This window comes from Pseudoalteromonas sp. AOP31-A2-14 (assembly GCF_052378035.1).
Lineage (GTDB): Bacteria > Pseudomonadota > Gammaproteobacteria > Enterobacterales > Alteromonadaceae > Pseudoalteromonas.
Genome location: NZ_JBQSXI010000001.1, coordinates 1,265,844 through 1,291,422, shown reverse-complemented (window position 1 = coordinate 1,291,422; position 25,579 = coordinate 1,265,844). Strand labels below are relative to the sequence as shown.

Sequence of the window (25,579 nt, the reverse complement as noted above, 5' to 3'; positions counted from 1 at the left end):
CGAAATACTTGTGAGCCGATAAACAAAAGTTCCCGTCTTTCATACGCTTAAAGAATACTTCCCCCCTTCGCAATCAATTAAAGCTTTTGGCTAAAGTTGACCCCATCAAACATAATGTTGATGGTCGGCTTGGTTTTCCCCTCCACACCATTACTGGCTTTCATCGGCCTAGCCTTACTCACTACTACGGGTTCATCTGCCACCTCACACCGACACTAAATCTTGGCTTTCACCTTGAATTTAGGCCACTTACTCTCATTAAGTTTAGATGCCAGGCTTCCCCAGTTACTGCACTGGCTCCCTGTTAGAAATCCCACCCTCAAGCACAGTATTGGTCTGACTAAGTATAGGGCGTTGCGCTATTTTGCACGCTGACCCACCAATACTGCCGAAACAGGTTACGGTTAGTTGTGTACCTCTAACTTCTTATGGCTTCCTTCAGACCCCACCGTTGGCCAGTGACGCCCTTGCCATTCAGATTATCTTCCCCTTAGTCAGGGTGATAAGGCATCTTTCAGCCTATCGGGTTTGCCAGCTTCGCTGGGCAAACAAAAAGCCACACAATGTATGTGTGGCTTTTGATATAAAATCTAATTATCTATTTATAGACTCTTATTTACGTATCCCTTCAATAAATAGTCCAATATCTACATGCGTTGAAGCTGGGCCTAAATCATAATCAATATCGTAATCAGCGAGTTTTAAACTTGTTTCCCCCTCAAAGCCGACACGGGTCCCTCCCCATGGATCTTTACCTTCACCGATTTTTTCAATTTCAAAGGTAATCGTTTTTGTAACACCATGTAAAGTAAACTCGCCGGTCACATCAGCCTCTTCACCGTCATCTTCAAATTTAATTGAAGTACTTTTAAATGATGCTTTAGGAAATTTATCTACATTTAAAAAGTCATCGCCACGTAAATGTTTATCACGCTCAGCATGGTTTGAATCAATACTTTTAGTATCAATATTTACTACTATTTGTGATGCATCAGGTTTTTTTGCATCATAGCTAAACTCACCATCAAAGGTATTAAAACGGCCATGTAACCAGCTATAACCTAAATGCTTAATTTTAAAGTTAACAAAGGCATGAGCACCTTTTGTATCAATAACATAATCAGCAGCCTGCGCCGCGCTTGCACCAAATAATGTAGCTGCAACAGCAGCAGAAACTAATAACTTTTTCATTTTAATCTTCCTTTATAGGTTTGATCATTCGAACTAAGGTTTTATCTTTATCAATAAAATGGTGTTTAAACGCCCCAAACGCATGTAAAAGCACTAAACCAATTAGCGTACAGGCCGTATAATAATGAAATTCACCAGCAATATCTGCCTGCTCTGCAATGCTAAAGTCAATTGCTGGAATACTAAATAAGCTGAATACTTCAATCGAGCGACCATCAGCAGTAGAAATCATGTAACCTGCTACAACTATAATACACAGTAAAATATATAATAAGACATGTGCCGTCTTTGCTACTTTATTGAGCCTAGTACTGCCACCTGAAACCGGTTCTGGGTTAGTGCCCAGTACCCGCCAAAAAAATCTAAATATCAGTAATATTACTAGGGTGATACCAATACTTTTATGTAAATCCATCGAACCACGATACCAACTGTCATAATAAGTAAGTTCAACCATATATAAGCCAAGGCCGAATAAGCCAACCACCATGACAGCCATTAGCCAATGCAAGGTAATTGCTACCCAGCCATAACCAGTGCGCGTATTTTTAAACATCTTCATTAATCCTAAACATCATTAAAACAACAATATCGCGTGCCCAATGAAAATAAAATAGCATTTAACAAACAACTTATGTGCATATAAACACAAAGTATTTCACTAACCTAAAGCTAAACAGTTAAAGTTTAATAAGCCTAATCACTTTCATGCTCAACTAAATTTACATACAGTTGACTGCCCGGCTCGGTTTGAAAACAACTAACCAGGTTTTCTTTGATCAGCTCAAGCATAGCAACAAAACTTACAACTACACCGCTGCGTCCTTCATTAAAAGTAAATAACTCACTAAATGGCAGTTGCGAACCCGTTTGTGAAAGCTTTTGTAATATTAAACTCATGCGTTCACGAGTAGAAAGCGCTTCTGCAGTTATTTGATGATGCTCAAAAGTTTTAGCTCTTGCCATAACATCACTAAGTGCCACTAGTAAGTCTTTGAGCTCTACATCGGGTAATATCTGAGCTTGCTCACTTTGCTCTGGCATTTGTGCTTTCGCTAATTGAATATCGCGTCCTACACGAGGAATTTCGTCGAGATTTTCTGCCGCTTTTTTAAATTGTTCGTACTCTTGTAGTCGCCGGATAAGCTCTGCACGAGGGTCCTCCTCTTCTTCAAGCTCTTCATGTTTTGGTAACAACAATCGCGACTTAATTTGTGCAAGTAAAGCGGCCATCACTAAATACTCACCAGCGAGTTCTAGCTGAAACTCGGTCATCAGTTCGACATAACCCATATATTGCTCGGTAATGCTAAAAATAGACAGCTCTAAAATATCCAGTCTGTGCTTTTTAATTAGATAAAGTAATAAATCAAGCGGGCCTTCAAAAGTTTCGAGGATCACTTTAAGAGCATCAGGTGGAATATATAAGTCTTCAGGCTTATCTATAACCGCTTTACCATGCAAAAAAGCCAGTGGCAGCTTTTGCTGTACTGGCTCATTTAACGTTGTTGCTTCATTGTTGCTCTGCGACATTAAATCTACTCAAAGGGTGATGTATCACCGCAACCGACACGTAATATTTGTATGTCATCTTCAGATAAGTCAACTACCGTCGTGGCTTGCTCAGCTAAGTGTCCACCATGAATAATTAAGTCAACTTGGTTACCAATTCGGTCGCGAATATCATCTGGATCTGACTCGGTAAATTGCTCGCCCGGTAAAATTAGTGAACACGACATTATCGGTTCACCTAATTCAGCAAGCAACGCACAAGTAATTGGGTGCTCTATTACGCGGATACCAATAGTTTTCTTTTTATCGTTTAATAATCTTTTAGGTACCTCTTTAGTACCTTTAAAAATAAACGTATAAGGCCCAGGTGTGTTATTTTTAATTAGCCTAAATAACTGATTATCAACCCGTGCATAGGTTGAAAGCTCAGATAAATCACGGCACACTAAAGTAAAATTATGATGTTTTTCAATACCACGAATACGTTCAATACGTTCTTTTGCTTGTTTGTTACCTAAGCTACATCCAATGGCATAACCAGAGTCAGTTGGATAAACCACAACTCCACCTTTTTCGATAATAGCAACCGCTTGATTTATTAAACGTGGCTGTGGATTATCAGGATGAATATATAAAAAATCACTCATTTTCATCTCCTTGTTGCCCTTCCCAAGATTGCCAAACACCTTGGCAGTCCTTAGGTAAGTATAAATTTTTGCCAAGCTCCAACCAACTGGTAGGAAAATGAAAGTCAGAACCTTGTGAGCATAATAGATCAAATTCTCGGCTTAGTTGACCTAAAAACTGTCTTTCGCTCGGCGCCTGTTGCGGCTGTGCTACTTCCATAGCATCACCTCCAGCTTCTTTAAACTGTGCCAATAACTTACGTAACCATTTATTAGACATCTGATAGCGCCCTGGGTGCGCAATAACGGCCACCCCACCAGCTTGATGAATGGCCGTGATGGCCGTTTGCATATCACACCATGTACTTGGTACATAGCCGGTTTTTCCGCGCCCCAAATACTTTTTAAATACACCGGGTATAGTACTTGCCACGCCGCGCGCAATAAGTGCTCTGGCATAATGAGCACGGGTAATTTGTGCATCAGCAGCAAGTTCCGCTGTTTGCTCATAAATACCATCAAAACCTTTTTTTTCAAGGCGGCGGCCTATTTCCTTGGCTCGATCGGCACGTTTTTGTTGTTGCTGTTGCAATAATAATTGCAATGATTGTTGCTCGGAGTCAACATTTAAACCAACAATATGAATTTCAAAGCTTTCCCATTTAGTAGATATTTCAACACCGCTAATCAAGGTAAGCGGTAGAGCCTCTTCTTTAATAAAAGCTTTAGCGGGCTTTATAGCCGCAACCGTATCGTGATCAGTAATGGCAAATACATCGATGTTTTTATCAACCGCACGCAACAATAATTGCTCAACAGTTAATTGTCCGTCTGAGTGAGTGGTGTGGCTATGTAAATCGTATTTTATCAAAAGAGAATACTGCTCATCGTAAATGTACAAAGTTGTTATTAAGTATAACAAAAATTTTAACTAAAATGTTTTAAATAAACACTTGACACTTAAGGTGTTAGTACGGTTTACTGTATCCACTTAAGACACATAAAGAACTAAAATAATGATTAATTCAATCCAAAACACTATCTGGTGGTGGCACTCGTAATTTATCGGGTGACGAATTGTCGTGTCTAACAAATTCAAAACCCGCTTATTGCGGGTTTTTTTATATCTTTTTTTTAATTTAGCTTGAGGCAAAAAATATGAATAACGGTCTTACTCTTACGCATCGTTGGTGGTGGCGCCTGATATAGCGGGACGGTAATGGTTTATCTAAAAATAGGTATCGTTATTCAAACCCTGCACAGCATAGCTTGCGGGGTTTACTTTTTTTGAGGGAATGAGGTTTGATATTTAGTCATATAACAACAACGCCGGGTGAAGTAACCAGTATCACCCAAATACGCGATTATATAAGTAGCCCATTGGCGCTTTACGGGCTACTTGATAAGCCCAATTCACTGCTATTAGAGTCAGCTGAAATTGATTCAAAAGATAGCGTAAAAAGTTTAATTTTGGTCGACAGTGCACTAAAAATTGTCTGTACTGGTAAAACAGTAACGATTACCGCGCAGTCAAATAACGGCCAACAATTACTACCCTACTTACAAGCTAACTTGCAAAATTGCGCAGTAAGTCAACAAGGTAATCAACTTACTTTAACTTACCAAGGCATTTCAAGCGATATTGACGAAGCCTCAAAGCTGATTGCCGACAATGCTTTTAGCACTTTACGTAGCTGTATAAATAATATCACTAGCACTACCGACAACCCTTTTTCGTTATTCTTAGGCGGTGTGTTTGCCTATGACATGGTAGCCAATTTTGAACAGCTAAGCGATGTACCTGACGGCGAAAATAGCTGCCCAGATTACGTTTTTTACCTTGCTGAAACTTTAGTTGTAATCGATCACCAAGCGAAAACCACTGAGCTAATTGGCAATGTATTTAATGGTCCAGACGTACATGCAAATTGTTTTGAAATAGGTGAAAAACTCGAACGTTTAAATGCAGTATGCGACCAAGCAAGTAATTACACCGGTAAACCTTGTGCAGGTAAAAGCGAAGTGAAGGTTGATATAAGCGATGAAACTTACTGTCAGCAAGTTGAAAAACTAAAAAAGAATATTGTTGATGGCGATATTTTTCAAGTTGTGCCTTCACGCACGTTTTCATTACCTTGCGCCGATTCACTACATGCTTACAGCCAACTTAAAAAACAAAACCCCAGCCCTTATATGTTTTATATGCGCGACAGTGAATTTGTTTTATTTGGTGCCTCTCCTGAATCAGCCCTTAAATTTTGCCCTGATTCAAAGCAAGTAGAAGTGTATCCGATAGCTGGTACTCGTGCGCGTGGTAAATTTGCCAACGGACAAATAAACCCAGACTTAGACAGCCGCATCGAACTTGAACTTCGTAACGACCAAAAAGAACGCGCCGAGCATTTAATGCTGGTTGATTTAGCCCGCAATGATGTGGCTCGTATTAGCGTACCCGGCACACGTCACGCAAAAGAGTTATTAAAGGTAGACCGTTATTCACAAGTTATGCATTTAGTATCACGTGTGGTTGGCACCTTAAAGCCTGAACTTGACGCCCTGCATGCTTACCAAGCTTGTATGAACATGGGCACCTTAGTCGGCGCACCTAAAGTCAGTGCGGCAGAGTTAGTTCGTCAAACAGAAGGCAAGCGCCGTGGCAGTTACGGTGGCGCGGTGGGTTATTTAACCGGTGATGGTGTAATGGACAGTTGTATTGTTATTCGCTCTGCGTTTGTAAAAAACAATGTTGCTTATGTACAAGCCGGTGCCGGCGTTGTATTTGATTCAGATCCGCAATCAGAAGCCAATGAAACCCGCGCTAAAGCCCAAGCGGTTATCGCCGCAATTCAATCGACGTATCAAGGTTAATTAGGAATACTATGCAAGATTTAAGCAAAATTAAAATCTATTTTTTAGATAACTTTGATTCTTTTAGTTATAACTTAGTCGATGAACTTTCTATGTTGGGAAGCGATTTAGTGGTATATCGTAATAACATAGATGCACAGGTTATTTTTGACAAAATGTGTAACGAAACCAGCCCGGTTATTTTAGTGCTTTCGCCAGGGCCTGGCGCTCCGAGCAATGCAGGCTGTTTAATGACACTGATTGAGCTTTGTAAAGGCCGATTCCCGATGCTAGGCATTTGTTTAGGCCAACAAGCATTAACCCAAAGTTATGGCGGTATTATTGGCCATGCAGGGGAAACCGTACATGGTAAATCATCACTTATTGAGCTTAGCGACCACCCTGTATTTGCAGGTATGGGTAAACAAATGCCAGTGGCACGTTATCACTCATTAATGGCCACAAAAGTACCTAAAAGCGTTGAGGTTATAGCCGAGTTTGCTGATATTCCTATGGCGATTTACCACCACAGCGATAACACCTTAGGTTTTCAGTTTCATCCCGAGTCAATTTTAACGCCTAACGGCGCTGCACTATTACAGCAAAGTATGCACTTTTTAGCCAACTCGAATTAAGCGAGAATAGTATGCCAGCAACACAACCAGAAACGAACGCTGACATAGCAAATATTGGGACTTTACTCAATCAGCTAATAGCTCAGCAACCATTAAGCTTTAGCCAAAGCCAGCAGTTATTTGCTGAAATAATGCAAGGCAAAGTCTCTGATATTGAACTGTCAGCGCTATTAATCGCGCTTAAAATAAAAGGCGAAGTGAGCGATGAAATAGCAGGTGCAGCGGCCTCTATGCGCGCTAATGCCAAAAACTTTAATACAACACTAACAAACCTATGTGATAGCTGTGGCACCGGTGGTGATGGCTCAAACACCATTAATATCAGCACCACGGCTGCCATTGTCGCTGCTGCTTGCGGTATTAATATGGTTAAACATGGTAACCGTAGCGTATCGAGCAATTCAGGCTCAGCCGATTTACTTAAAGCCCTGGGTATTAATATTGATATGAACCCAGAGCATGCAAGTGAGTGTTTAAGCCAAACCGGGTTTACGTTTTTATTTGCCCCGCACTATCACAGCGGCGTACGTCATGCGATGGGTGTGCGTACCGCACTTAAAACTCGCACTATTTTTAATATTTTAGGGCCGTTGGCAAATCCTGCCGCACCTGAAGTACAGCTACTTGGCGTGTACGATAAAAGCCTTTGCTTACCGATGGCAAAAACACTTCAAACATTAGGCACTAAACGCGCGATGGTGGTACATGGTGCAGGTACTGATGAAATAGCCCTACACGGCGAAACGACTGTGGTTGAGCTTAATAATGGCGCGCTTAAAGAGTACACCCTCACCCCTGCTGACTTTGGTCTTGCAAACTATTCACTTGAACAACTAGCCGGTGAAGGGCCAGAATACAACGCCCGTGCTAGCAAAGCGATTTTAGCAGGTAAAGGGAGTGATGCGCATAACGCAGCAATTATTGCAAATGTGGCGGCATTATTATATTTAACCCAGCAAGTAAGCGATTTGAAAGCCGGTGCAGAACAGGTTAAAAACGTATTAGCAAGTGGCCAAGCAATAGCCACGTTAAATGCAATCATTACAGCCAGTAATTCACAAGTAAACGCGGTAGAGGTAAATAATGGCTAATGTATTAGATAAAATAATCGCTGATAAAAAATTAGAGCTCATTGAGCGTAAAGCCAAACGCCCACTAGCAAACTTTAAAGAGCAGGCCGTACCGACTAGTCGCGACTTTTATAGCGCCCTTGCCGCCAAAGGCACACAATTTATTTTAGAATGTAAAAAGGCCTCACCTTCTAAAGGGCTTATTCGTGAACCTTTTGATTTAACCGAGATCACTTCAGTTTATAAAAAGTACGCTACGTGTATGAGCGTGCTTACCGATGAAAAATACTTTCAAGGTAGTTTTGATTATCTTAAATTTGTGCGTAGCCAAGTAGAGCAGCCGCTTATTTGTAAAGATTTTTTCATCGACGAATACCAAGTTTATATGGCGCGTATTTATGGCGGCGATGCTATTTTACTGATGCTTTCAGTATTGGATGATGAACAATACAACACATTGCGCAGCGTTGCTGAATCACTTAATATGGCTGTGCTTACAGAGGTAAGTAACGAACAAGAAGTCACTCGCGCGCTTACCCTAAACGCCAACATTATTGGTATTAATAATCGTGACTTACGGGATTTAAGCACCGATTTAGCCACCACAGAAAAGTTACGACAATTGATCCCAATTGATAAAGTGGTCGTTTCTGAGTCGGGCATTTACACCCATCAAGATGTAAAACGCCTTGCGCCTTTATGTGATGGCTTTTTAATTGGCAGCTCATTAATGACTGAGCGCGACCTAGAACGCGCTTGTCGTAGTGTTATATTAGGTGAAAACAAAGTCTGCGGCCTTACCCGAAAGCAAGATGCACAAGCCGCTTATAGCAGCGGGGCTGTGTTTGGCGGTTTAATTTTTCATCCTAAATCGCCTCGCTATATTGATTTAGATTGCGCAAAAACCATCACCCAAAGTGCACCATTGGCTTATGTTGGCGTATTTGTAAACACTGCAATTGAACAAGTAAGTGAATATGCGCACACTCTTAAACTTGCTGCGGTGCAATTGCATGGCCAAGAAGACGACGACTACATTACAAGTTTGCGAAAACTGTTACCAACTAGCTGTCAAATTTGGAAAGCCCAAGCAATTAAAAACGCGTTACCATCACCTGTAAATGGTGTTGACCGGCACTTATACGACACCCATAGCGACAGCCAAGCGGGCGGTACAGGTAAAACCTTTGATTGGTCAATGCTTGATGATGCCACAACCGGCTTTATGCTCGCTGGCGGGCTTAATCCTATAAATATTCCTGACGCACTTTTTCATGGCGCACTTGGCCTAGACCTTAATTCTGGGGTAGAAACGTCGCCAGGTAAAAAGTGTTCAAAAAAATTAAATGATGCCTTTGTAAGCATCCGTCAATATTGAGGTTACAATGAATAATCCAGCCTATTTTGGTGAGTTTGGTGGCATGTTTGTCCCAGAGCTCCTTGTTCCTGCACTGAAGCAGTTAGAAAATGAATTTAATAAGTCGCAAACCGATGCTGACTTTCAAGCTGAATTTGAAAAACTATTAAACGAGTATGCTGGGCGCCCTACGCCACTCACACTTACTCGTAACTTAGTTAAAAACCCAAAAGTAAAACTGTACTTAAAACGCGAAGATTTACTCCACGGTGGCGCGCACAAAACCAATCAAGTGTTAGGTCAAGCGCTACTCACCAAACGCATGGGTAAAAAGCAGGTTATTGCTGAAACGGGCGCAGGTCAACATGGTGTAGCAACCGCCCTTGCTTGTGCATTACTAGGTTTAAAGTGTCGTGTTTACATGGGCGCTAAAGATGTAGAACGCCAGCAACCTAATGTATTTAGAATGAAGCTGATGGGCGCCGAAGTGATCCCCGTAACCGCAGGTTCAGGCACCTTAAAAGATGCAGTAAACGAAGCACTTCGTGATTGGTCAGCCAATTATAAAGATGCCCACTATTTATTAGGCACCGCAGCAGGTCCGCATCCATTTCCAACGATTGTACGTGAGTTTCAAAAAATGATTGGTGAAGAAGCCAAGCAACAAGTATTAAAAGCTGAAGGTCGTTTACCTGATGCGGTACTTGCTTGTGTCGGTGGTGGCTCAAACGCCATTGGTATGTTTAATGACTTTATTGACGAGCCAAGCGTTAAGCTTATTGGCGTAGAGCCGGCAGGCAAAGGCCTTGATACTAAAGAGCACGGCGCAACGCTATGTAAAGGCACCAAAGGTGTATTACACGGCACTTATACCTACATTATGCAAAATGACGACGGCCAAATTGAAGAGTCTTACTCGGTATCAGCGGGGCTTGATTACCCTGCGGTAGGCCCGCAACATGCGTTTTTACACGAAACTGGCCGCGCGCAATATGTTGGCATTACTGATGATGAAGCCCTTGAAGCGTTTCAGCTACTTGCTAAAAAAGAAGGGATTATCCCCGCGCTTGAGTCAAGCCATGCCCTTGCCTACGCACTCAGATATGCCGAGGAACAAACCGAAGAAAGCATTTTAGTGGTTAATTTAAGTGGCCGTGGTGATAAAGACTTAGCCCACGTTCACAACGTATTATCTGAAGGAGGCAAGCTATGAGCCATTCGACTCAAAATACGGATCGTTACGGACAAACCTTTGCAGCCTTAAAAGAGCAAAACCAAGGCGCATTTGTGCCATTTGTTACTATCGGCGATCCTAATAAAGCATTAAGCGTAGAAATAATTAAAAGCTTAATTGATGGCGGCGCTGATGCATTAGAACTAGGAATTCCGTATTCAGATCCAATTGCCGATGGTCCCGTTATTCAAGCGGCTAATATTCGTGCCCTTGATGAAAATATTAATACCGAAGACTGCTTTGATATTATTAAACAAGTACGTGACTACAATGCGGACATTCCTATCGGGCTATTACTTTACTCTAATTTAGTATTCAAACGCGGTATTGAGGCATTTTATAAGGGCGCAAAAGCAGCAGGCGTTGACTCTATTTTAGTGGCTGACGTGCCTTTACATGAATCAAAAGTGTTTCGTAAAGCAGCTAAAGATAATGGCATCGACCCTATTTTCATTGCCACACCAAATGCACCTGACGACACGCTTCGCGAGTGTGCATCTTATGGCCGTGGTTATACTTATTTATTATCACGCGCAGGCGTTACAGGCACTGAAACTAAAGCGCAAATGCCAGCATCATCTATTGTTACTAAGCTAAAAGAGTACCACAGCGCACCGGCATTATTAGGTTTTGGTATATCAACACCAGTGGATGTAAAAGCCGCACTTAATGCAGGAGCAGCAGGCACTATTTCAGGCTCTGCCGTAGTTAAAATTATCGAAGCAAACTTAACCAATAGTGATGCTATGCTCAGCGAACTCAAAGCCTTTGTTACAAAGATGAAAGCCGCTACACAGCTCGATTAGAATAGTTTGCATTTCGCAATTAAAAAAGCGCTAAATAAATTAGCGCTTACAGGTAAGTTAACACCAATAAAAAAGCCGCTAAATGAAGTGACCCCATAAAGTTGGACTCATTTCTAAGCGGCAGCCAAGGCCTGATTTCGATATTGTATCGGACTCAGGCCTTTTAGTTTCAGCTTAATACGCTCATTGTTATAATAGTGGATATATTCTTTGATGTTTTCAATGAGTTCATTCGCGTCCTTGAACGTTTCGTTGTGATACATCTCGCTTTTCAGTATGGCAAAGAAATTTTCAGCAACAGCGTTATCTAAACAGTTTCCTTTTCTAGACATACTTTGTTTTAACCCTTTTTCTTTAAGGTGCTTTTGATATTGCTTGTTTTGATATTGCCATCCTTGGTCTGAGTGTACTATCGGCTTCTCGTTCGGCTTCAACTTAGCCGTTGCGGTTTTAAGCATGTCAGTTACCAAGGGAAGCGCAACGGATTTTCTTACTTCGTAACTGATTATCTCTTGGTTGAATAAGTCAATCATAGGCGATAGATATACCTTCTCATTATCCACTTTAAACTCCGTCACATCCGTTACCCATTTTTGATTAGGCTTCTGCGCAGTAAACTCGCGGTTAAGCGTATTTTCTGCGATTTTACCCACTTCACCTTTGTAAGATTTATAGCGCTTAGGCCTTACTTTTGACTTAAGGCCTAACTCATTCATTAGACGTTGAACGCGCTTATGATTAACGAGTACCCCCATTTTTCTTAGGGCACTCGTAATTCTGCGATAGCCATATCGCCCTTTATGCGTGTGATAGATATCACGTATTTTTACGAGTAAATCACTGTTGGCGCAGGGCTGCTCACATGTAGTTCGATGATAATAGTAGACACTCTTCGCCAACCCCGTGGCCTTTAATAGATGTCGTAAGCTATGTTTTGCCTTGAACTCTTCGACGACTATCGTCTTGTCTTTGCTTTTTTCTTTCTGGCTTGAGCCAAGGCTTCTAACTTTTTTAGCACATCATTCTCTGCTCGTAAGTATGCTAACTCTTCTCGTAACTCCTCCTCAGTCATTTGCTCTACTGGTTTTGATGAAGAAGAATTATTTGTCATGGTTGGCCTACCTTTTTTCTGTGGTTGGAGACGGGATATACCATCGCGAGCATAAAGCTTTTGCCATTGAAAAAGAATACCTGGGGACGATAAATCGAAGAACGCACTGGTATAGCTGAGTGACCAACTGTTAGCTGCCATCGATTTTAACACTTCTATCTTAAATGCTTGAGAATAAGGTTTGTGAACAGACCTGAAGCTTTCAGCGCCATGAATTCGATAAACAGCGGTCCAATATCGGACCTGCCTTTGTGTAACATTAAATCTATTACCTATCGCCGGAGAGCTTTCAGATAAAGCGAACTCAGCTACTTTGAGCTTAAAAGCTCGATGATGTTTGGACATAAAAAGACCCCCAGTAATTGGACTGTCCAACTATTGGGGGTCACTTCAAAATTAGCGGCTTTTTTATTAATTTATTCATTCTACGAGTGCTATTTAACGCCCAGTTCACGTAAGCGCTCTTGTAAGTAGCTATCGGCGGTATAACGCTCAGACAGAACGACATCTGGGCGCGGGTGTAAAAACAAAGGTAATGAAATACGCGATTTAGTCGAGCCTTTACCTGTTGGATTAATTACACGGTGAATGGTCGATGGAAAATATCCTCCCGACGCTTCTTGTAACATATCACCGATATTTATAATTAAGCTACCAAAATCACAAGGGACATCTAACCAACCGCCATCGGTTTTTTGCACTTGTAACCCTGGTTCATTAGATGCAGGTAATACCGTTAATAAATTAATATCGCCATGTGCTGCAGCCCGAATTGCGCCAGGTTCTTCATCCCCTGTCATTGGGGGATAATGTAAAATACGCAGTAATGTTTGCTCAGAATCAGCAATCATATCTTTTAAATCGATTGAAAATTTAGCACGTACATCGGCTGGCGCTTCAGCCTGCACCCAACTTAATAATGTTGCTGCAAACTCATTGGCTAAACGATAATACTCGTGAATATCGGCTGCAAGTTCTTCTGGTACACGTCCTTTAGGGTAAACATGAAAGTACTCTTTAATGTCTTTTACCGTAAACCCCTTCGCAACCTCTGACACTGAAGGCGGAAAATAACCATCTTGATTATCTTTTGAGAATAAAAATTCGTGCTTTTGCTCAGAGTTAAAAAAGTCCTGCCAATTCTTATAAATCGACTCAACTAATGATTGCGGAATTGGGTGGTTTTTTAACACCCCAAAGCCTGTATTTCTCAGAGACTCGACAAATTGAGCGGCCGCATCGCTCGCTTTATAATCAACGGTAGGTAATTGCATGATGGTATCCAATGAATTAGGTTGTTAAGCTAGTTATTAGCTTATTATAGCGCTTCGCGAGGATAGTAAACTAGCCCAAAAAGTATAAGGACTTATGTCCGCACCTTATTGTCTCGCAATTACATTTTTGATACAGATCAAAACAACAAAAAAGAAACTGAAAGCATACTATGCTAAATAGGGTCTATTATTTAGTAACCCCTGATTTTACACGCAAAATTAATAAGGCGAACTTATGCGACAAAAAGTATCTTTTCAAAGTGGTGACTTAACGTTAGCAGGCCAACTAGAAGCCCCCGAGGGTGAAATTAAATTTTACGCACTATTTGCACACTGCTTTACATGCGGTAAAGACATTGCGGCGGCCACACGTATTAGCCGAGCTTTAACACAACAAGGTATCGCCGTACTACGTTTTGATTTTACGGGTTTAGGTAATAGCGATGGCGACTTTGCCAACAGTAACTTTTCATCAAACATTCAAGACTTAGTATCAGCGGCTAATCATTTACGTGAGCATTTTGCGGCGCCGCAACTACTCATTGGCCACAGTTTAGGCGGAGCTGCGGTACTTTCTGCTGCAGAGCATATTCCTGAAGTATCGGCTATTACAACCATTGGTGCACCGTCAGATGCGCAGCACGTAGCGCATAACTTTCAAGCACACCTTGATGAAATTAACGCAGCAGGTGAAGCTAAAGTAAACTTAGCCGGTCGTGAATTTACCATTAAAAAGCAATTTATTGACGATATAGCCAAGTACGATAAAAGCCATATTAGTAAACTTAAGCGCGCATTATTAGTAATGCACTCCCCTATCGATGCGACGGTAAATATTAGTGAAGCTGAAAAAATTTATGCATCGGCAAAACACCCTAAAAGCTTTATTAGCCTAGATAACGCCGATCACCTTTTAACAAATAAAAACGATGCCGACTACGCAGCACAAATAATTGCAACATGGGCAAACCGTTATGTTAAGTACGACAAAACTAAATACACGGCAAGCTTAACGGGCGGTAATGTGCTTGTTGAAGAAAAAGATCATGTTTTTACTCAGCATGTAAGCACCAAAGATCATACTTGGCTTGCTGATGAGCCGCTAAAAGTCGGAGGTAATAATTTAGGGCCAGATCCGTACCATCACTTACTTGCAGGACTTGGCGCGTGTACATCAATGACATTACGTATGTACGCCACCCGTAAAAAGCTAGCACTTGAACATGTAAAAGTAGAGCTTGACCATACCCGCGACTACCACGCAGATTGCGACGATTGTGAAAAAGACGGAAAAATTGAAGCCATCACCCGTAAAATCACCCTAGTAGGCGATTTAACCGACGAACAAAAAAAGCGTTTAATCGAAATTGCTGACTTATGCCCAGTGCATAAAACACTGCACAACAACCCGTTGATTGTCAGTGAACTTGTGAAATAAAGATACAGTGGTGCTGTGCTTAGCAGCGCCATTACTTCAAATCTATGCGATAATGGCGTTATTGTTACCACAGATTTAGTAAAGAGACTTACCATGAAATCATATAGCAGCATTGAAGAACGTATTAATATTTTACAAGAGCGAATTACAGCCTACCAAGATGAAATAAAAATTTTAAAAGCTGAGCCGAAAAATAACAACGAGCGCATTATTTTCAAGTTTATTGAAACCGGCAGTACAGGTAAAACTAAAGATTTTGTGCGTGAGTTAGGTATTAAATCGCCGCGCGATAGCTTGTATTCTTCGGGAGATGTAACAAAACTAATTAAAGATGGCGCGAGCGATATTTCTCCTGCGTTATTAGAAATCGCAAGACAGCTTGCAAGTGCACGTAATAAAAACGGCCCAGCTTGTTAGTCGTTTATAAAATAAAGTAGTTAGCCGTTTGCATTTACGGCTAATCCACCAGCTCTATATTTAGTCCCGTTAATAGGTTTAACGCTTCAAATCGCTCAAATTTTGCCTGACTAATATCATTATTTTTAATATCAATATTAAAGTTTCTAGCACCTACAAAGTTCGCTTTACTCAAATTAGTTTGCTGAAACAGGCTGTCTCTAAAGTCTGTGCCGGTAAAGTTACTCGTGATTAAATTTGCGTGTCTAAAGTCAACGTCTTTTGCAAAACAGCCTGTTAGTGTGAGCCCTTTTAACGGTAACTCATAAAACGAGCTATGACTGAGTTCGCAGTCTTTAAAACTTATTGGCGCCGTTAACGCTAATTGCGGCCAGTTAACTTCTCCCCACTGAATACTAGTCAGTTTACAGTGCTTAAAAGTAACGTCTTCTAATGAGCTGTAATTCCAACTTAATTCATTCAAATTGCAGTTTATAAATTCGCAATCAATAAAGCGACAATCGCTAAATTGACTTTGGCTAAAGTCACAATCAATAAATTGGCATTGTTCAAATTCAATGTCGTTAAGTCGCGCAGTGTGAGCTCCGAGCTTTGAAAATGTCTGATCGTAATAATCGTTTTCAGAAAAGTGGTTGCTTTGAGCCATACTATTCCTTAATCATTTTAGCTATTAGTCAAACAAAAACCCCTTAGGTTTGAGCCTAAGGGGTTTTAAAAAATTAACCAATTTTTAGTTAATTAATTACTTATTCTGTTCTGCTGAATTTTCAGCTTTATCGACAACATTGATAGCAAGCTCAGTTAATGAATCAGCATTAGCTTTGCTTGGTGCGTCTGTTAATAAACACGATGCTTGTGTTGTTTTAGGAAATGCAATGACGTCCCGAATATTGTCAGTACCACAAAGCAGCATAACTAAACGATCTAAACCAAACGCTAAGCCTGCATGCGGTGGAGTGCCGTACTTAAGGGCGTCAAGTAAGAAGCCAAACTTGTCTTGCTGCTCTTGTGCATCAATACCTAAAATTCTAAAGGCCGCTTCTTGCATGTCAGCGTTATGAATACGTACCGAACCGCCACCCACTTCGTAGCCGTTAAATACCATATCGTAAGCATCTGAAATAGCCGTTGCTGGATTTGCTTCAAGCTCACTTGCAGTAACATCTTTTGGTGCAGTGAATGGATGATGTACAGCATGCAATGTGCCTTCGTCATCTTCTTCAAACATTGGGAAATCAACGACCCATAGCGGTGCCCAGCTATTTAGGTTGGTGATTTGTAAATCAATACCAATTTTCAAGCGAAGTGCGCCCATGGCTTCATTTACAGTGTTACGTTTATCTGCACCAAATAAAATGATATCGCCAGTTTGTGCGTTAGTACGCTCAAGTAACTGAGTAATAACGTCTTCGTTTAAGAACTTAGCAATCGGTGATTGCACCCCTTCCACACCAGCTTCGCGATCGTTTACTTTCATCCACGCTAAACCTTTGGCGCCGTAAATACCAATAAACTTAGTGTAATCATCTAGTTGCTTACGAGAAAGCTTAGCACCGCCTGGAACAGTAAGCACTGCAACACGGCCTTTTTCATCATTGGCAGGGCCTGAGAATACTTTAAATTCAACATCTTTAACTAAATCAGCAACGTCAATTAACTTCATTGGGTTACGTAAATCTGGCTTATCTGAACCATATAAGCTCATTGCCTCGCTATAAGGCATTGTTGGGAAATCGCCTAAATCAACATCAAGCAATGACTGCCACATTTCACGGATCATTTTCTCAGTTATACCACGTACTTGATCAGAGCTCATAAATGAAGTCTCTAAATCTATTTGGGTAAATTCAGGTTGACGATCGGCACGTAAATCTTCATCACGGAAACATTTAACAATCTGATAGTAACGATCAAAACCCGACATCATCAACAATTGCTTAAACAATTGTGGAGATTGTGGCAATGCGTAAAAGCTACCTTTATGAACACGACTCGGTACTAAGTAATCGCGTGCGCCTTCTGGCGTAGCTTTGGTAAGTACCGGTGTTTCAATATCTAAGAACGCATTTTCATCTAAGAAACGACGCACAAAGCTGCTTGCTTTAGCACGTAATTTAATACGATCGCTCATTTCTAAGCGGCGTAAATCTAAGTAACGATACTTTAAACGGCGCTCTTCAGAGTTTGTTTGGTTAAAATCAAGTGGCATAGGCTCAGAGCGGTTAATAATGGTAAGGTCTGTGCCCAAAATTTCTACTTCACCAGTAGGCATATCTTTATTGACTTGACTGTCAGGGCGAGCACGAACAATCCCTTTTAACTGCACACAAAACTCTTGACGCAATTTGTTAGCGTTATCCATTAAGCCTTCAACTTCAGGATCGAATACAACTTGCACTAACCCTTCTCTATCGCGTAAATCAACGAAGATTAAGCCACCAAGATCACGGCGTTTATTGATCCAACCACATAATTCAACTTCTTGATCAACGTGGGTTTTATTTAGCTGTCCGCAGTATATAGAGCGCATAGTATTCCTGTCAGTGTAAGACTAATAGCCAATTTATTAGATTGATTGAAAGCGCCAAGTGCACCTTTATTTAAATAATAAATCCACTATTTTAAAGAGTAATCATTTTAAGGCCGTATTATACCCAAGTTGCCTGCAGATGCTAGTTTCTCAAGTATTTGTTACACTAAATCAAACACACAATCAGTTAGCCATTTTATGTTGTATTTAGGGTGTCCACAGTGGTCGAGCAATGCATGGAAAGGCAATTTATTTTCAAGCCGATGTAAAAACGCCGATATGCTTAGCCAATATGCCCAGCATTTTAATTCAGTTGAAGGCAATACCAGCTTTTACGCTGACCCTTCAGCAAGCACTGTATTACGCTGGGCAAACAGCGTACCCGACGATTTTAAATTTACTTTTAAGTTTAATCGTCGCTTTAGCCACGAGCTGCACCTAACTAATATACAAACCGAGCTTACTGATTGGCTTAACTTGTTCTCCCCTATTTTAGAAAAAACGGGGCAGGTCATGTTGCAATTACCGAAAGCATTTGGTCCAAATGATTTACCCAAACTCACCCAATTTATTAGCCTATTACCAAAAGAAGTTAATTACGGTGTAGAGGTACGCCATATTGCGTTTTTTCAAAAAGGTGAAGCCGAAATAGCGCTTAATCAGTTATTAATGGCAAACAACATAAATCGTATATCGATGGATACACGCGCCCTATTTTCAGTAAAGCCAACAACCGAAGCTTTAATTGATGCACAACAGAAAAAGCCACACTTACCCGTACATGCCATTGCTACAAGCACGCAACCCATGGCGCGCTTTGTTATCGCCGATTTACAAAACGACTATAAACCCTTTTATAAACCGTGGCTAAGTAAACTAAAACAATGGCTTGATGAAGGAAAAACGCCTTATGTGTTTTTTCATACGGCAGATAACCGAGAAGCACCTTTATTAGCAAGGCAGTTTTGTAAAGACCTTGGTTATAATCACAAAGCATTAAACCCATTTACTGGCGAAAAAGAAGCCTACCAGCAAGCGCTTTTTTAAATAATAAAATTAGAGAATATAAATGAGTGAATACGCACGATACTTTACCGGCTACCCTGCAAACATTGTTGAACAGGTATTAAGCCTAATTAATAACAATAAAGTATGCGACTACTTACTTAAAAAGTACCCGCAAGCACACACTATTACCAGTGATAAACTACTTTATAACTACGCCACCGAGCTTAAAAAACAGTATTTAAAAAACGCACCACCGTTTGGTCGCGCAGCATTTAAAAAACAAGGCGATATGATCACCAGCGCACTTGGAACGCATACGTACCGAATGCAAGGTAAAACACGTAAGCACGATTTAGCGATAAATAGCGACTTGCTACGCGCTCCCGAGCCGTTATTAAAAGCATTAGTAGTGCATGAGCTTGCCCATTTTAAAGAAAAAGACCATAACAAAAGCTTTTATCAACTTTGCTGCCATATGGAACCGAGTTACCACCAGCTAGAGCTAGATTTAAGAATTTTTTGTGTGGTAGTCGCAATGAATGAAAACCCTTATTTAAAATAAGGGTTTTAGCGTTAATTTAACCTATAACAATGCACGCATTGAGTTAATCACTATTTTTGAGCAATCAGTTGAAAACTACACCGCTCGTTTTAAAGAGCGTGAATTAAATGTAGACAGCAAAGCTTAACCAAGGCTGTTAAATGCATCATAAATGGCGACAAAGAACGCCTTGTACAGCTATTTTCAAACCTGTTAGAAAATACGTGCAAATACACACAAAGGCGGGCAAGTAACAATACTTGCCAATAAAACACATAATAACATTGAGCTTACTTTACAAGATTCAGCGCCAGGGGTTTTACCTGACGACTTACAACAATTGTTTGAGCGTTTTTATCGCTTTGAAAAATCTCGCAGCCGAGAGCACGGCGGCTCGGGTTTAGGACTTGCACTTTGCAAACAAATCGTAGAGGCACATGGTGGTCAAATATCGTTGCTAAAATATCATCAGTGCTAATCACTTTACTTTTAGTTATTAAAAATTTCTTTTTTATACTTATTATTCATTATTTCTAGCCAAACGACTGAATTTATCACTGACTATCTAGCATAAAATGCTAAAATAACTTTATTATTTTTTTTTAGAGACTGTTTGTGTGACGATAAAAGACAGCATTTATGCCAGTGAGCAAGCGGTTAAAGACTTTAGCTTTGACCAACATGTAGTAGAAGTATTCCCTGATATGATCCAGCGCTCGGTACCAGGTTACGCCACGATTGTCAGTACAATGGGCAAAATTGCCGGTGAATACGCACAAAGTAATTCTAATTTATATGATTTAGGTTGCTCCCTAGGCGCGGTAACACTAAGTATGCGCCGCAATATTCGCACTGATAACTGCCAGATTATTGCTGTTGATAATTCACAAGCAATGGTTGAACGCTGTAAGTTACACTTAAATGGCTTTCGCTCCGAAGTGCCAGTGACAGTAACACTCGGTGATATTAACGAGTTAAAACTTGAAAATGCCTCGGTTGTAGCGATGAACTTTACTCTACAATTTATACCACCTACGCAGCGCCAAGCGGTGCTTGAAAAAATATATGCTAATTTAAAGCCTGGTGGTGTATTGCTATTAAGTGAAAAAGTAAAAGGTGAAAACGAGCAATGCGATAACTTGCTGATTAATCTTCATCATGACTTTAAGCGTCATAATGGCTATTCCGAGCTTGAAATAAGCCAAAAGCGCACCGCGATTGAAAATGTAATGCGCCCAGACACCCTCAATTCGCACCTTGCACGTTTGAGCGATATTGGCTTTAGCCAAACTCAAGTATGGTATCAATGTTTTAACTTTTGCTCATTAGTCGCAATCAAGTAACAAATATAAAGAGTAATTCAATGTCTTCATGGTTTAACCAATTTTATGCTGCAATTGCACAGAGTCCACTTAGCCACTGGCTTGAAACTTTACCGAGTCAGTTAAAACACTGGCAAAATGAAGCCAGTCACGGTGATTTACCTAAATGGCAAAAAGTGCTGAAAAACTTGCCAGACGTATCCACTCAACATGTTGATACTACCCACAAGGTTGAAATTGGTGCCCCCGGCGAAATGAGTGAAGGTGAGCAAAAGCAAACCACACACTTATTGAAACGGATGATGCCATGGCGTAAAGGTCCATTTAATGTGCACGGTATTGAGATAGACACAGAGTGGCGCAGTGATTGGAAATGGGACCGCCTACTTCCTCATATTGAGCCATTGAAAGGTCGCACTGTTTTAGATATTGGTTGTGGCTCAGGTTATCATTTGTGGCGTATGCGCGGGGAAGGTGCAGAATTTGTAGTAGGCATTGACCCGTCTGATTTATTTTTATGTCAGTTTCAGGCTATTAAGCACTTTAACCCTGACGAAAATGTACATTTACTACCACTAGGTGTTGAAGCTCTGCCTGAATTAAAAGCATTCGATACGGTATTTTCAATGGGCGTGCTTTATCATCGCCGTTCGCCTATCGACTTTTTAGCGCAGTTAAAAGCACAGCTTCGCCCAGGCGGTGAACTCGTACTTGAAACCTTAGTCATCGAAGGGGATGAAAACACCGTATTAGTACCAACCGACCGGTATGCAAAAATGCGTAACGTTTGGTTTATTCCAAGCACAGCAGCGCTAAAGCTATGGATGGAACGTGTTGGCTTTAAAGATGTACAAATTAAAGACTGTGCCATAACCACTTTAGAAGAACAGCGTAAGTCAGATTGGATGGAAAACGAGTCACTTATCGACTTTTTAAACCCAGACGACAATAGCAAAACTATTGAGGGCTACCCTGCACCATTACGCGCTATTTTAACCGCTAAAGCATAAGGTAAAGACATGAGGGGGCAATATGCTACTAACAAGCTGTAAGCAATTCCCTAAAATCTCCTTTGCTTACCATGCGGACAAGTGTCCTTGTAATACGGTTAAAGTTACATTTGAACTAGCCGCGCCTTTGCAATTGTTGTAAAATGTGCGCGTTTCTAAGCACTATGAATTCACATGCAACCATGCAACTTTTTTGAGGAAAACCTGTGAGCGAACAAAAACAGTCTCTAAGCTACAAAGACGCGGGCGTAGATATCGATGCCGGTAATGCACTTGTTGAGCGTATTAAAGGCGTAGTAAAAAAAACCCGTCGTCCAGAAGTAATGGGCGGAATTGGTGGTTTTGGCGCACTTTGCGAAATTCCTGAAGGCTACAAGCAACCAGTATTAGTTGCAGGTACAGATGGCGTTGGTACTAAACTACGTTTAGCAATCGACCTTAAAAAACACGATACCGTGGGTATCGATTTAGTTGCAATGTGCGTAAATGACCTTATTGTTCAAGGTGCTGAGCCATTATTTTTCTTAGACTACTACGCAACTGGCAAGTTAGATGTTGATACTGCAGCTGATGTTGTTACAGGTATTGGTAAAGGCTGTGAACTTTCGGGTTGTGCATTAATTGGTGGCGAAACAGCTGAAATGCCTGGCATGTACGACGGTGAAGATTACGACATGGCTGGCTTTTGTACTGGCGTAGTTGAGAAAGCCAATATCATCGATGGCACAAAAGTAGCCGCTGGGGATCAGCTAATTGCTCTTGCTTCAAGCGGTCCTCACTCAAACGGTTTCTCATTAATTCGTAAAGTCCTTGAAGTATCAAACGCGGATACTAATGCTGAGTTTGAAGGAAAAACATTAGGCGAAACACTACTTGAACCAACACGTATCTACGTTAAACAGCTTCTTGAGTTATTCAAAAAAGTAGACGTTCATGCTCTTTCTCATATTACTGGCGGTGGTTTTTGGGAAAATATTCCACGCGTATTACCTGAATCTGCAAAAGCAGTCGTTAAAGGTGATAGCTGGCAGTGGCCTAGCATTTTCAACTGGCTACAAGAAAATGGTAACATCACTACCCACGAAATGTATCGTACATTTAACTGTGGTGTCGGTATGGTAGTTGTTGTTCCAGCTGACAAGCTTGAGCAAAGCTTAAGTATCTTAAAAGATCTTGGCGAAAATGCTTGGCACCTTGGTGAAATAAAGGACGCTAAAGCAGACGAAGAACAAGTAGAAATCTTAGGCGGCCATGATTAATGGCTCCTTCTCGTCTGGTAGTCTTAATTTCAGGTAGTGGCTCGAATTTACAAGCCATTATTGATGCCTGCAATAATGGCGAGATAAATGCAAACATAGCAGCTGTTATAAGTAATAAAGCAGACGCCTATGGCCTTGAGCGAGCAAAACAAGCCGGTATTGCAACCGCAGTATTGAGCCACAAAGATTTTGACTCGCGCGAGACTTACGATGCACAATTAATGGACGTTATTGACTCTTTTGCACCTAATCTAGTTGTATTAGCTGGTTTTATGCGTATTCTTACACCTAGCTTAGTGCAAAAATATAAAGGAAAAATGTTGAACATTCATCCTTCCTTGTTGCCTAAGTATCAGGGGCTGAATACCCATCAAAGAGCAATAGATGCAAAAGACGACGTTCATGGCGTAAGTGTTCACTTTGTGACTGAAGAATTAGACGGTGGTCCAGTTATTCTTCAAGCCAAGGTAGCAGTACTGGCAGACGATACTGCCGATACTTTATCTAAGCGCGTACATGCACAAGAGCATAAAATCTATCCTTTGGTGGTCAAATGGTTCAGTGAACAACGACTTACTATGGAAGCAGATTATGCAGTTCTTGACAAAAAACAACTTCCTGCACACGGCGCGCACTACCCAGAATAAAAAATTAAGTGCCCTAATTTTGTGTGCGGGCACTTTACTTCCAACTAGCTTAATTGCTGGTGAACTAACCCAATATCAAGCAAGCTATGATGTTCTGCGTAAAGGCGAAACGCATGGTAAAGCAGTACGAGAGCTAAAAAAAATAGCTGATAATAGCTACGAAGTCACTTATCATAGTGAAATCGAGTGGATGATTTTTTCAGATGTTCGCAAAGAAACGTCTAAATTCACTTATAAAGACCATGCTATTTCCCCAATCAGTTACACCATGGAGCGCTCAGGAACAGGACCTGATAAAGACTATTCCCTCGAATTTGATAACCCAAATAAGATAGTTAATAGTAGCGAAAACGAATATCCGCTTGAATACGAATGGACTAATGAGTTTCAGGATTCTCTATCCTATCAAGTACAAGTTCGTGAAGAATTAAAAATGGGTAAAACTAACCTTTCATATCCGTTAATCGATAAAAAGGGAAATCTGCGCGACTACAACTTTGAAGTTGTTGGCAAAGAAGTGATCCCATTGCCGATTGGCAATATTGAAGCGATTAAAGTTAAGCGTCTATATGATAATGACAAACGCCAAGCGCTTGCTTGGTTTGCCCCAGAAATGGACTACATGTTGGTAAGAATGTGGAAAGGTGAAAAAGGTGTAGAACAATTTGAAGTGCAACTTAAATCATTCACAGTAACAAGCCCAGTTGCGGTCCCTGAAGAAGTTAAAAGCGAAGTAACCCCGTAGTAGTTCAATAGTTATTTATTATTTAAAGTAGGCGCGATTTTTTATATCGCGCTTTTTACTTGCACCTAAGAATTAAATCAACTCACCCATTTTAAATAAAGCAAACTCACCCGATTCCATTTTATGCCAGCGTTCGTCGTTGGTTAATGGCCGCGTAGCAATTACGCTGACGACATCATTGAGTGTAGTCTCTTGTTGAAAATCAACCACCATATCTGCATCAATAAGCGTTGCTTTACCAAAGGGAGCACGGCGCGTTATATAGTGTAAATTATTAGTGCAGTACGCCAATACAAATACCCCATCTGTAAGTAGCATATTAAATACGCCTTTTTCGCGTAGTGTATGGCAAAGTTTTGCTGCATAACGAAAAACAGATGCCATATTTGATGGGCGCTTAGGGTATTTTTCGCGAATTTTATCAAGCAACCAACAAAATGCTAGCTCACTATCGGTATTACCTACTGGTCGATAGTGCTCAGGTTGTAAATCATGATAATTAGAAAGCTGGCCGTTGTGAGCGTAGGTGATCTCCCGCCCCCACAGCTCACGCGTAAATGGGTGGGTATTTTCAAGACAGACGTGACCACGATTACCTTGGCGAATATGGCTTATCACTGACACACTTTTGATCGGGTATGCTTTAACGAGCTTTGCGATTTCAGAGCTGTAACTTGGCTCAGGATCTTTAAACGTGCGACACCCTTTTCCTTCATAAAAAGTAATACCCCAACCATCTTTATGGGGGCCGGTATTGCCCCCTCGCTCCAACAGGCCTGAAAAACTAAAACAAATATCCGTAGGCACATTCGCCGACATGCCAAGAAGTTCACACATAAAATAAATTAACCTTTAAAATCAGATGATCAACTGCAAAAGTAATAACTTGATATAGAACGAAAAAGTAAATTCAAAAACAAAGCTATATTCTGTATTGTTGAACATATGCCATATCAAGGCAAGTAACAATTTTGTTCTAGCCTTCGACTTAAGTTGGTA

The 25,579-nt window shown here is 40.9% G+C and carries 27 protein-coding genes; 16 read left to right on the top strand and 11 right to left on the bottom strand.

Annotation, left to right across the window (positions count from 1 at the left end; all coding sequences use genetic code 11):
• Positions 1-612: 612 nt before the first annotated feature.
• The 5 genes from ACT3S9_RS06015 to rnm form a co-directional block, all read right to left on the bottom strand.
• Positions 613-1,191: a YceI family protein gene (locus ACT3S9_RS06015; protein WP_441836027.1), complete on the bottom strand. Its 579-nt coding sequence runs from the start codon at positions 1,189-1,191 to the stop codon at positions 613-615.
• 1 nt (position 1,192) lies between these two features.
• Entirely contained in the window at positions 1,193-1,747 is a 555-nt protein-coding gene (locus ACT3S9_RS06010) for a cytochrome b (RefSeq protein WP_441836028.1), read from the bottom strand.
• 140 nt (positions 1,748-1,887) lie between these two features.
• Positions 1,888-2,724 carry a segregation and condensation protein A gene (locus tag ACT3S9_RS06005; protein WP_441836029.1) on the bottom strand — a complete coding sequence of 279 codons (837 nt, stop codon included), beginning with the start codon at positions 2,722-2,724 and terminating at the stop codon, positions 1,888-1,890.
• Between the two features lie 5 nt (positions 2,725-2,729).
• Positions 2,730-3,350, bottom strand: a complete 621-nt coding sequence (locus ACT3S9_RS06000; protein WP_441836030.1) for an L-threonylcarbamoyladenylate synthase — start codon at positions 3,348-3,350, stop codon at positions 2,730-2,732.
• Positions 3,343-4,200 (bottom strand): RNase RNM, encoded by an 858-nt coding sequence (gene rnm, locus ACT3S9_RS05995; protein ID WP_441836031.1) that lies wholly within the window; start codon positions 4,198-4,200, stop codon positions 3,343-3,345. The genes ACT3S9_RS06000 and rnm overlap by 8 nt, the downstream gene beginning before the upstream one ends.
• Positions 4,201-4,631: 431 nt before the next feature.
• Here rnm and ACT3S9_RS05990 point away from each other — a divergent pair, with 431 nt between their 5' ends.
• Genes ACT3S9_RS05990 through trpA form a run of 6 tightly spaced genes read left to right on the top strand, consistent with a single transcriptional unit; the run spans position 4,632 to position 11,278 of the window.
• A complete protein-coding gene (locus ACT3S9_RS05990; RefSeq protein WP_441836032.1) occupies positions 4,632-6,197 on the top strand; it encodes an anthranilate synthase component 1 in 1,566 nt (521 codons plus the stop codon).
• A gap of 11 nt (positions 6,198-6,208) precedes the next feature.
• Positions 6,209-6,811, top strand: a complete 603-nt coding sequence (locus tag ACT3S9_RS05985; RefSeq protein ID WP_441836033.1) for an aminodeoxychorismate/anthranilate synthase component II — start codon at positions 6,209-6,211, stop codon at positions 6,809-6,811.
• An 11-nt stretch (positions 6,812-6,822) separates the two neighbouring features.
• A complete protein-coding gene (gene trpD, locus ACT3S9_RS05980) occupies positions 6,823-7,902 on the top strand; it encodes an anthranilate phosphoribosyltransferase (protein WP_441836034.1) in 1,080 nt (359 codons plus the stop codon).
• Positions 7,895-9,259, top strand: a complete 1,365-nt coding sequence (trpCF, locus tag ACT3S9_RS05975) for a bifunctional indole-3-glycerol-phosphate synthase TrpC/phosphoribosylanthranilate isomerase TrpF (RefSeq protein ID WP_441836035.1) — start codon at positions 7,895-7,897, stop codon at positions 9,257-9,259. The genes trpD and trpCF overlap by 8 nt, the downstream gene beginning before the upstream one ends.
• Positions 9,260-9,266: 7 nt before the next feature.
• A complete protein-coding gene (gene trpB, locus ACT3S9_RS05970) occupies positions 9,267-10,451 on the top strand; it encodes a tryptophan synthase subunit beta (protein ID WP_441836036.1) in 1,185 nt (394 codons plus the stop codon).
• Entirely contained in the window at positions 10,448-11,278 is an 831-nt protein-coding gene (trpA, locus tag ACT3S9_RS05965) for a tryptophan synthase subunit alpha (RefSeq protein ID WP_441836037.1), read from the top strand. The genes trpB and trpA overlap by 4 nt, the downstream gene beginning before the upstream one ends.
• A gap of 113 nt (positions 11,279-11,391) precedes the next feature.
• Here the strand turns inward: trpA and ACT3S9_RS05960 are convergent, their stop codons facing one another.
• The 3 genes from ACT3S9_RS05960 to ACT3S9_RS05950 all read right to left on the bottom strand — a co-directional run bounded on the left by ACT3S9_RS05960 (position 11,392) and on the right by ACT3S9_RS05950 (position 13,663).
• Positions 11,392-12,237, bottom strand: coding sequence for an IS3 family transposase (locus tag ACT3S9_RS05960; RefSeq protein WP_444511517.1), 846 nt, complete (start codon positions 12,235-12,237; stop codon positions 11,392-11,394).
• Positions 12,234-12,734 (bottom strand): transposase, encoded by a 501-nt coding sequence (locus ACT3S9_RS05955; protein ID WP_444750572.1) that lies wholly within the window; start codon positions 12,732-12,734, stop codon positions 12,234-12,236. Before ACT3S9_RS05955 ends, ACT3S9_RS05960 begins: the two co-directional genes overlap by 4 nt.
• 89 nt (positions 12,735-12,823) lie before the next feature.
• Positions 12,824-13,663: an isopenicillin N synthase family dioxygenase gene (locus ACT3S9_RS05950; protein WP_441834803.1), complete on the bottom strand. Its 840-nt coding sequence runs from the start codon at positions 13,661-13,663 to the stop codon at positions 12,824-12,826.
• Positions 13,664-13,898: 235 nt separating this feature from the next.
• On the opposite strand from ACT3S9_RS05950, the gene ACT3S9_RS05945 reads away from it, so the two are divergent.
• Together ACT3S9_RS05945 and ACT3S9_RS05940 are read left to right on the top strand one after the other, a co-directional pair.
• Positions 13,899-15,101 carry a bifunctional alpha/beta hydrolase/OsmC family protein gene (locus tag ACT3S9_RS05945; protein WP_441834804.1) on the top strand — a complete coding sequence of 401 codons (1,203 nt, stop codon included), beginning with the start codon at positions 13,899-13,901 and terminating at the stop codon, positions 15,099-15,101.
• A 93-nt stretch (positions 15,102-15,194) separates the two neighbouring features.
• Positions 15,195-15,518 (top strand): hypothetical protein, encoded by a 324-nt coding sequence (locus ACT3S9_RS05940; RefSeq protein WP_441834805.1) that lies wholly within the window; start codon positions 15,195-15,197, stop codon positions 15,516-15,518.
• 40 nt (positions 15,519-15,558) lie between these two features.
• Here ACT3S9_RS05940 and ACT3S9_RS05935 read toward each other — a convergent pair whose 3' ends face one another.
• The gene (locus tag ACT3S9_RS05935; protein ID WP_441834806.1) at positions 15,559-16,164 is read right to left on the bottom strand and encodes a pentapeptide repeat-containing protein; all 606 of its coding nucleotides are present in this window, start codon (positions 16,162-16,164) and stop codon (positions 15,559-15,561) included.
• A 96-nt stretch (positions 16,165-16,260) separates the two neighbouring features.
• Positions 16,261-18,048 carry an aspartate--tRNA ligase gene (gene aspS / locus ACT3S9_RS05930; RefSeq protein WP_441834807.1) on the bottom strand — a complete coding sequence of 596 codons (1,788 nt, stop codon included), beginning with the start codon at positions 18,046-18,048 and terminating at the stop codon, positions 16,261-16,263.
• Between the two features lie 198 nt (positions 18,049-18,246).
• Between aspS and ACT3S9_RS05925 the strand changes: the two genes are divergently transcribed.
• From ACT3S9_RS05925 to ACT3S9_RS05890, 8 genes are all read left to right on the top strand, one after another.
• Positions 18,247-19,095: a DUF72 domain-containing protein gene (locus ACT3S9_RS05925; RefSeq protein ID WP_441834808.1), complete on the top strand. Its 849-nt coding sequence runs from the start codon at positions 18,247-18,249 to the stop codon at positions 19,093-19,095.
• 22 nt (positions 19,096-19,117) lie between these two features.
• Positions 19,118-19,618: a M48 metallopeptidase family protein gene (locus ACT3S9_RS05920; protein WP_441834809.1), complete on the top strand. Its 501-nt coding sequence runs from the start codon at positions 19,118-19,120 to the stop codon at positions 19,616-19,618.
• A 199-nt stretch (positions 19,619-19,817) separates the two neighbouring features.
• Positions 19,818-20,075 (top strand): ATP-binding protein, encoded by a 258-nt coding sequence (locus ACT3S9_RS05915; protein WP_441834826.1) that lies wholly within the window; start codon positions 19,818-19,820, stop codon positions 20,073-20,075.
• Positions 20,076-20,214: 139 nt separating this feature from the next.
• Complete coding sequence (gene cmoA, locus ACT3S9_RS05910) at positions 20,215-20,940, top strand: carboxy-S-adenosyl-L-methionine synthase CmoA (RefSeq protein WP_441834810.1); 726 nt, start codon at positions 20,215-20,217, stop codon at positions 20,938-20,940.
• A gap of 20 nt (positions 20,941-20,960) precedes the next feature.
• Positions 20,961-21,929: a tRNA 5-methoxyuridine(34)/uridine 5-oxyacetic acid(34) synthase CmoB gene (gene cmoB, locus ACT3S9_RS05905; RefSeq protein ID WP_441834811.1), complete on the top strand. Its 969-nt coding sequence runs from the start codon at positions 20,961-20,963 to the stop codon at positions 21,927-21,929.
• A gap of 206 nt (positions 21,930-22,135) precedes the next feature.
• Positions 22,136-23,188, top strand: coding sequence for a phosphoribosylformylglycinamidine cyclo-ligase (gene purM, locus ACT3S9_RS05900; RefSeq protein ID WP_441834812.1), 1,053 nt, complete (start codon positions 22,136-22,138; stop codon positions 23,186-23,188).
• The gene (gene purN / locus ACT3S9_RS05895; protein ID WP_441834813.1) at positions 23,188-23,835 is read left to right on the top strand and encodes a phosphoribosylglycinamide formyltransferase; all 648 of its coding nucleotides are present in this window, start codon (positions 23,188-23,190) and stop codon (positions 23,833-23,835) included. Before purM ends, purN begins: the two co-directional genes overlap by 1 nt.
• A 16-nt stretch (positions 23,836-23,851) precedes the next feature.
• Positions 23,852-24,580 (top strand): DUF3108 domain-containing protein, encoded by a 729-nt coding sequence (locus ACT3S9_RS05890; protein WP_441834827.1) that lies wholly within the window; start codon positions 23,852-23,854, stop codon positions 24,578-24,580.
• A 72-nt stretch (positions 24,581-24,652) separates the two neighbouring features.
• On the opposite strand, the gene ACT3S9_RS05885 is transcribed toward ACT3S9_RS05890, so the two are convergent.
• Positions 24,653-25,417, bottom strand: a complete 765-nt coding sequence (locus ACT3S9_RS05885) for a class II glutamine amidotransferase (RefSeq protein WP_441834814.1) — start codon at positions 25,415-25,417, stop codon at positions 24,653-24,655.
• Positions 25,418-25,579: the final 162 nt, after the last annotated feature.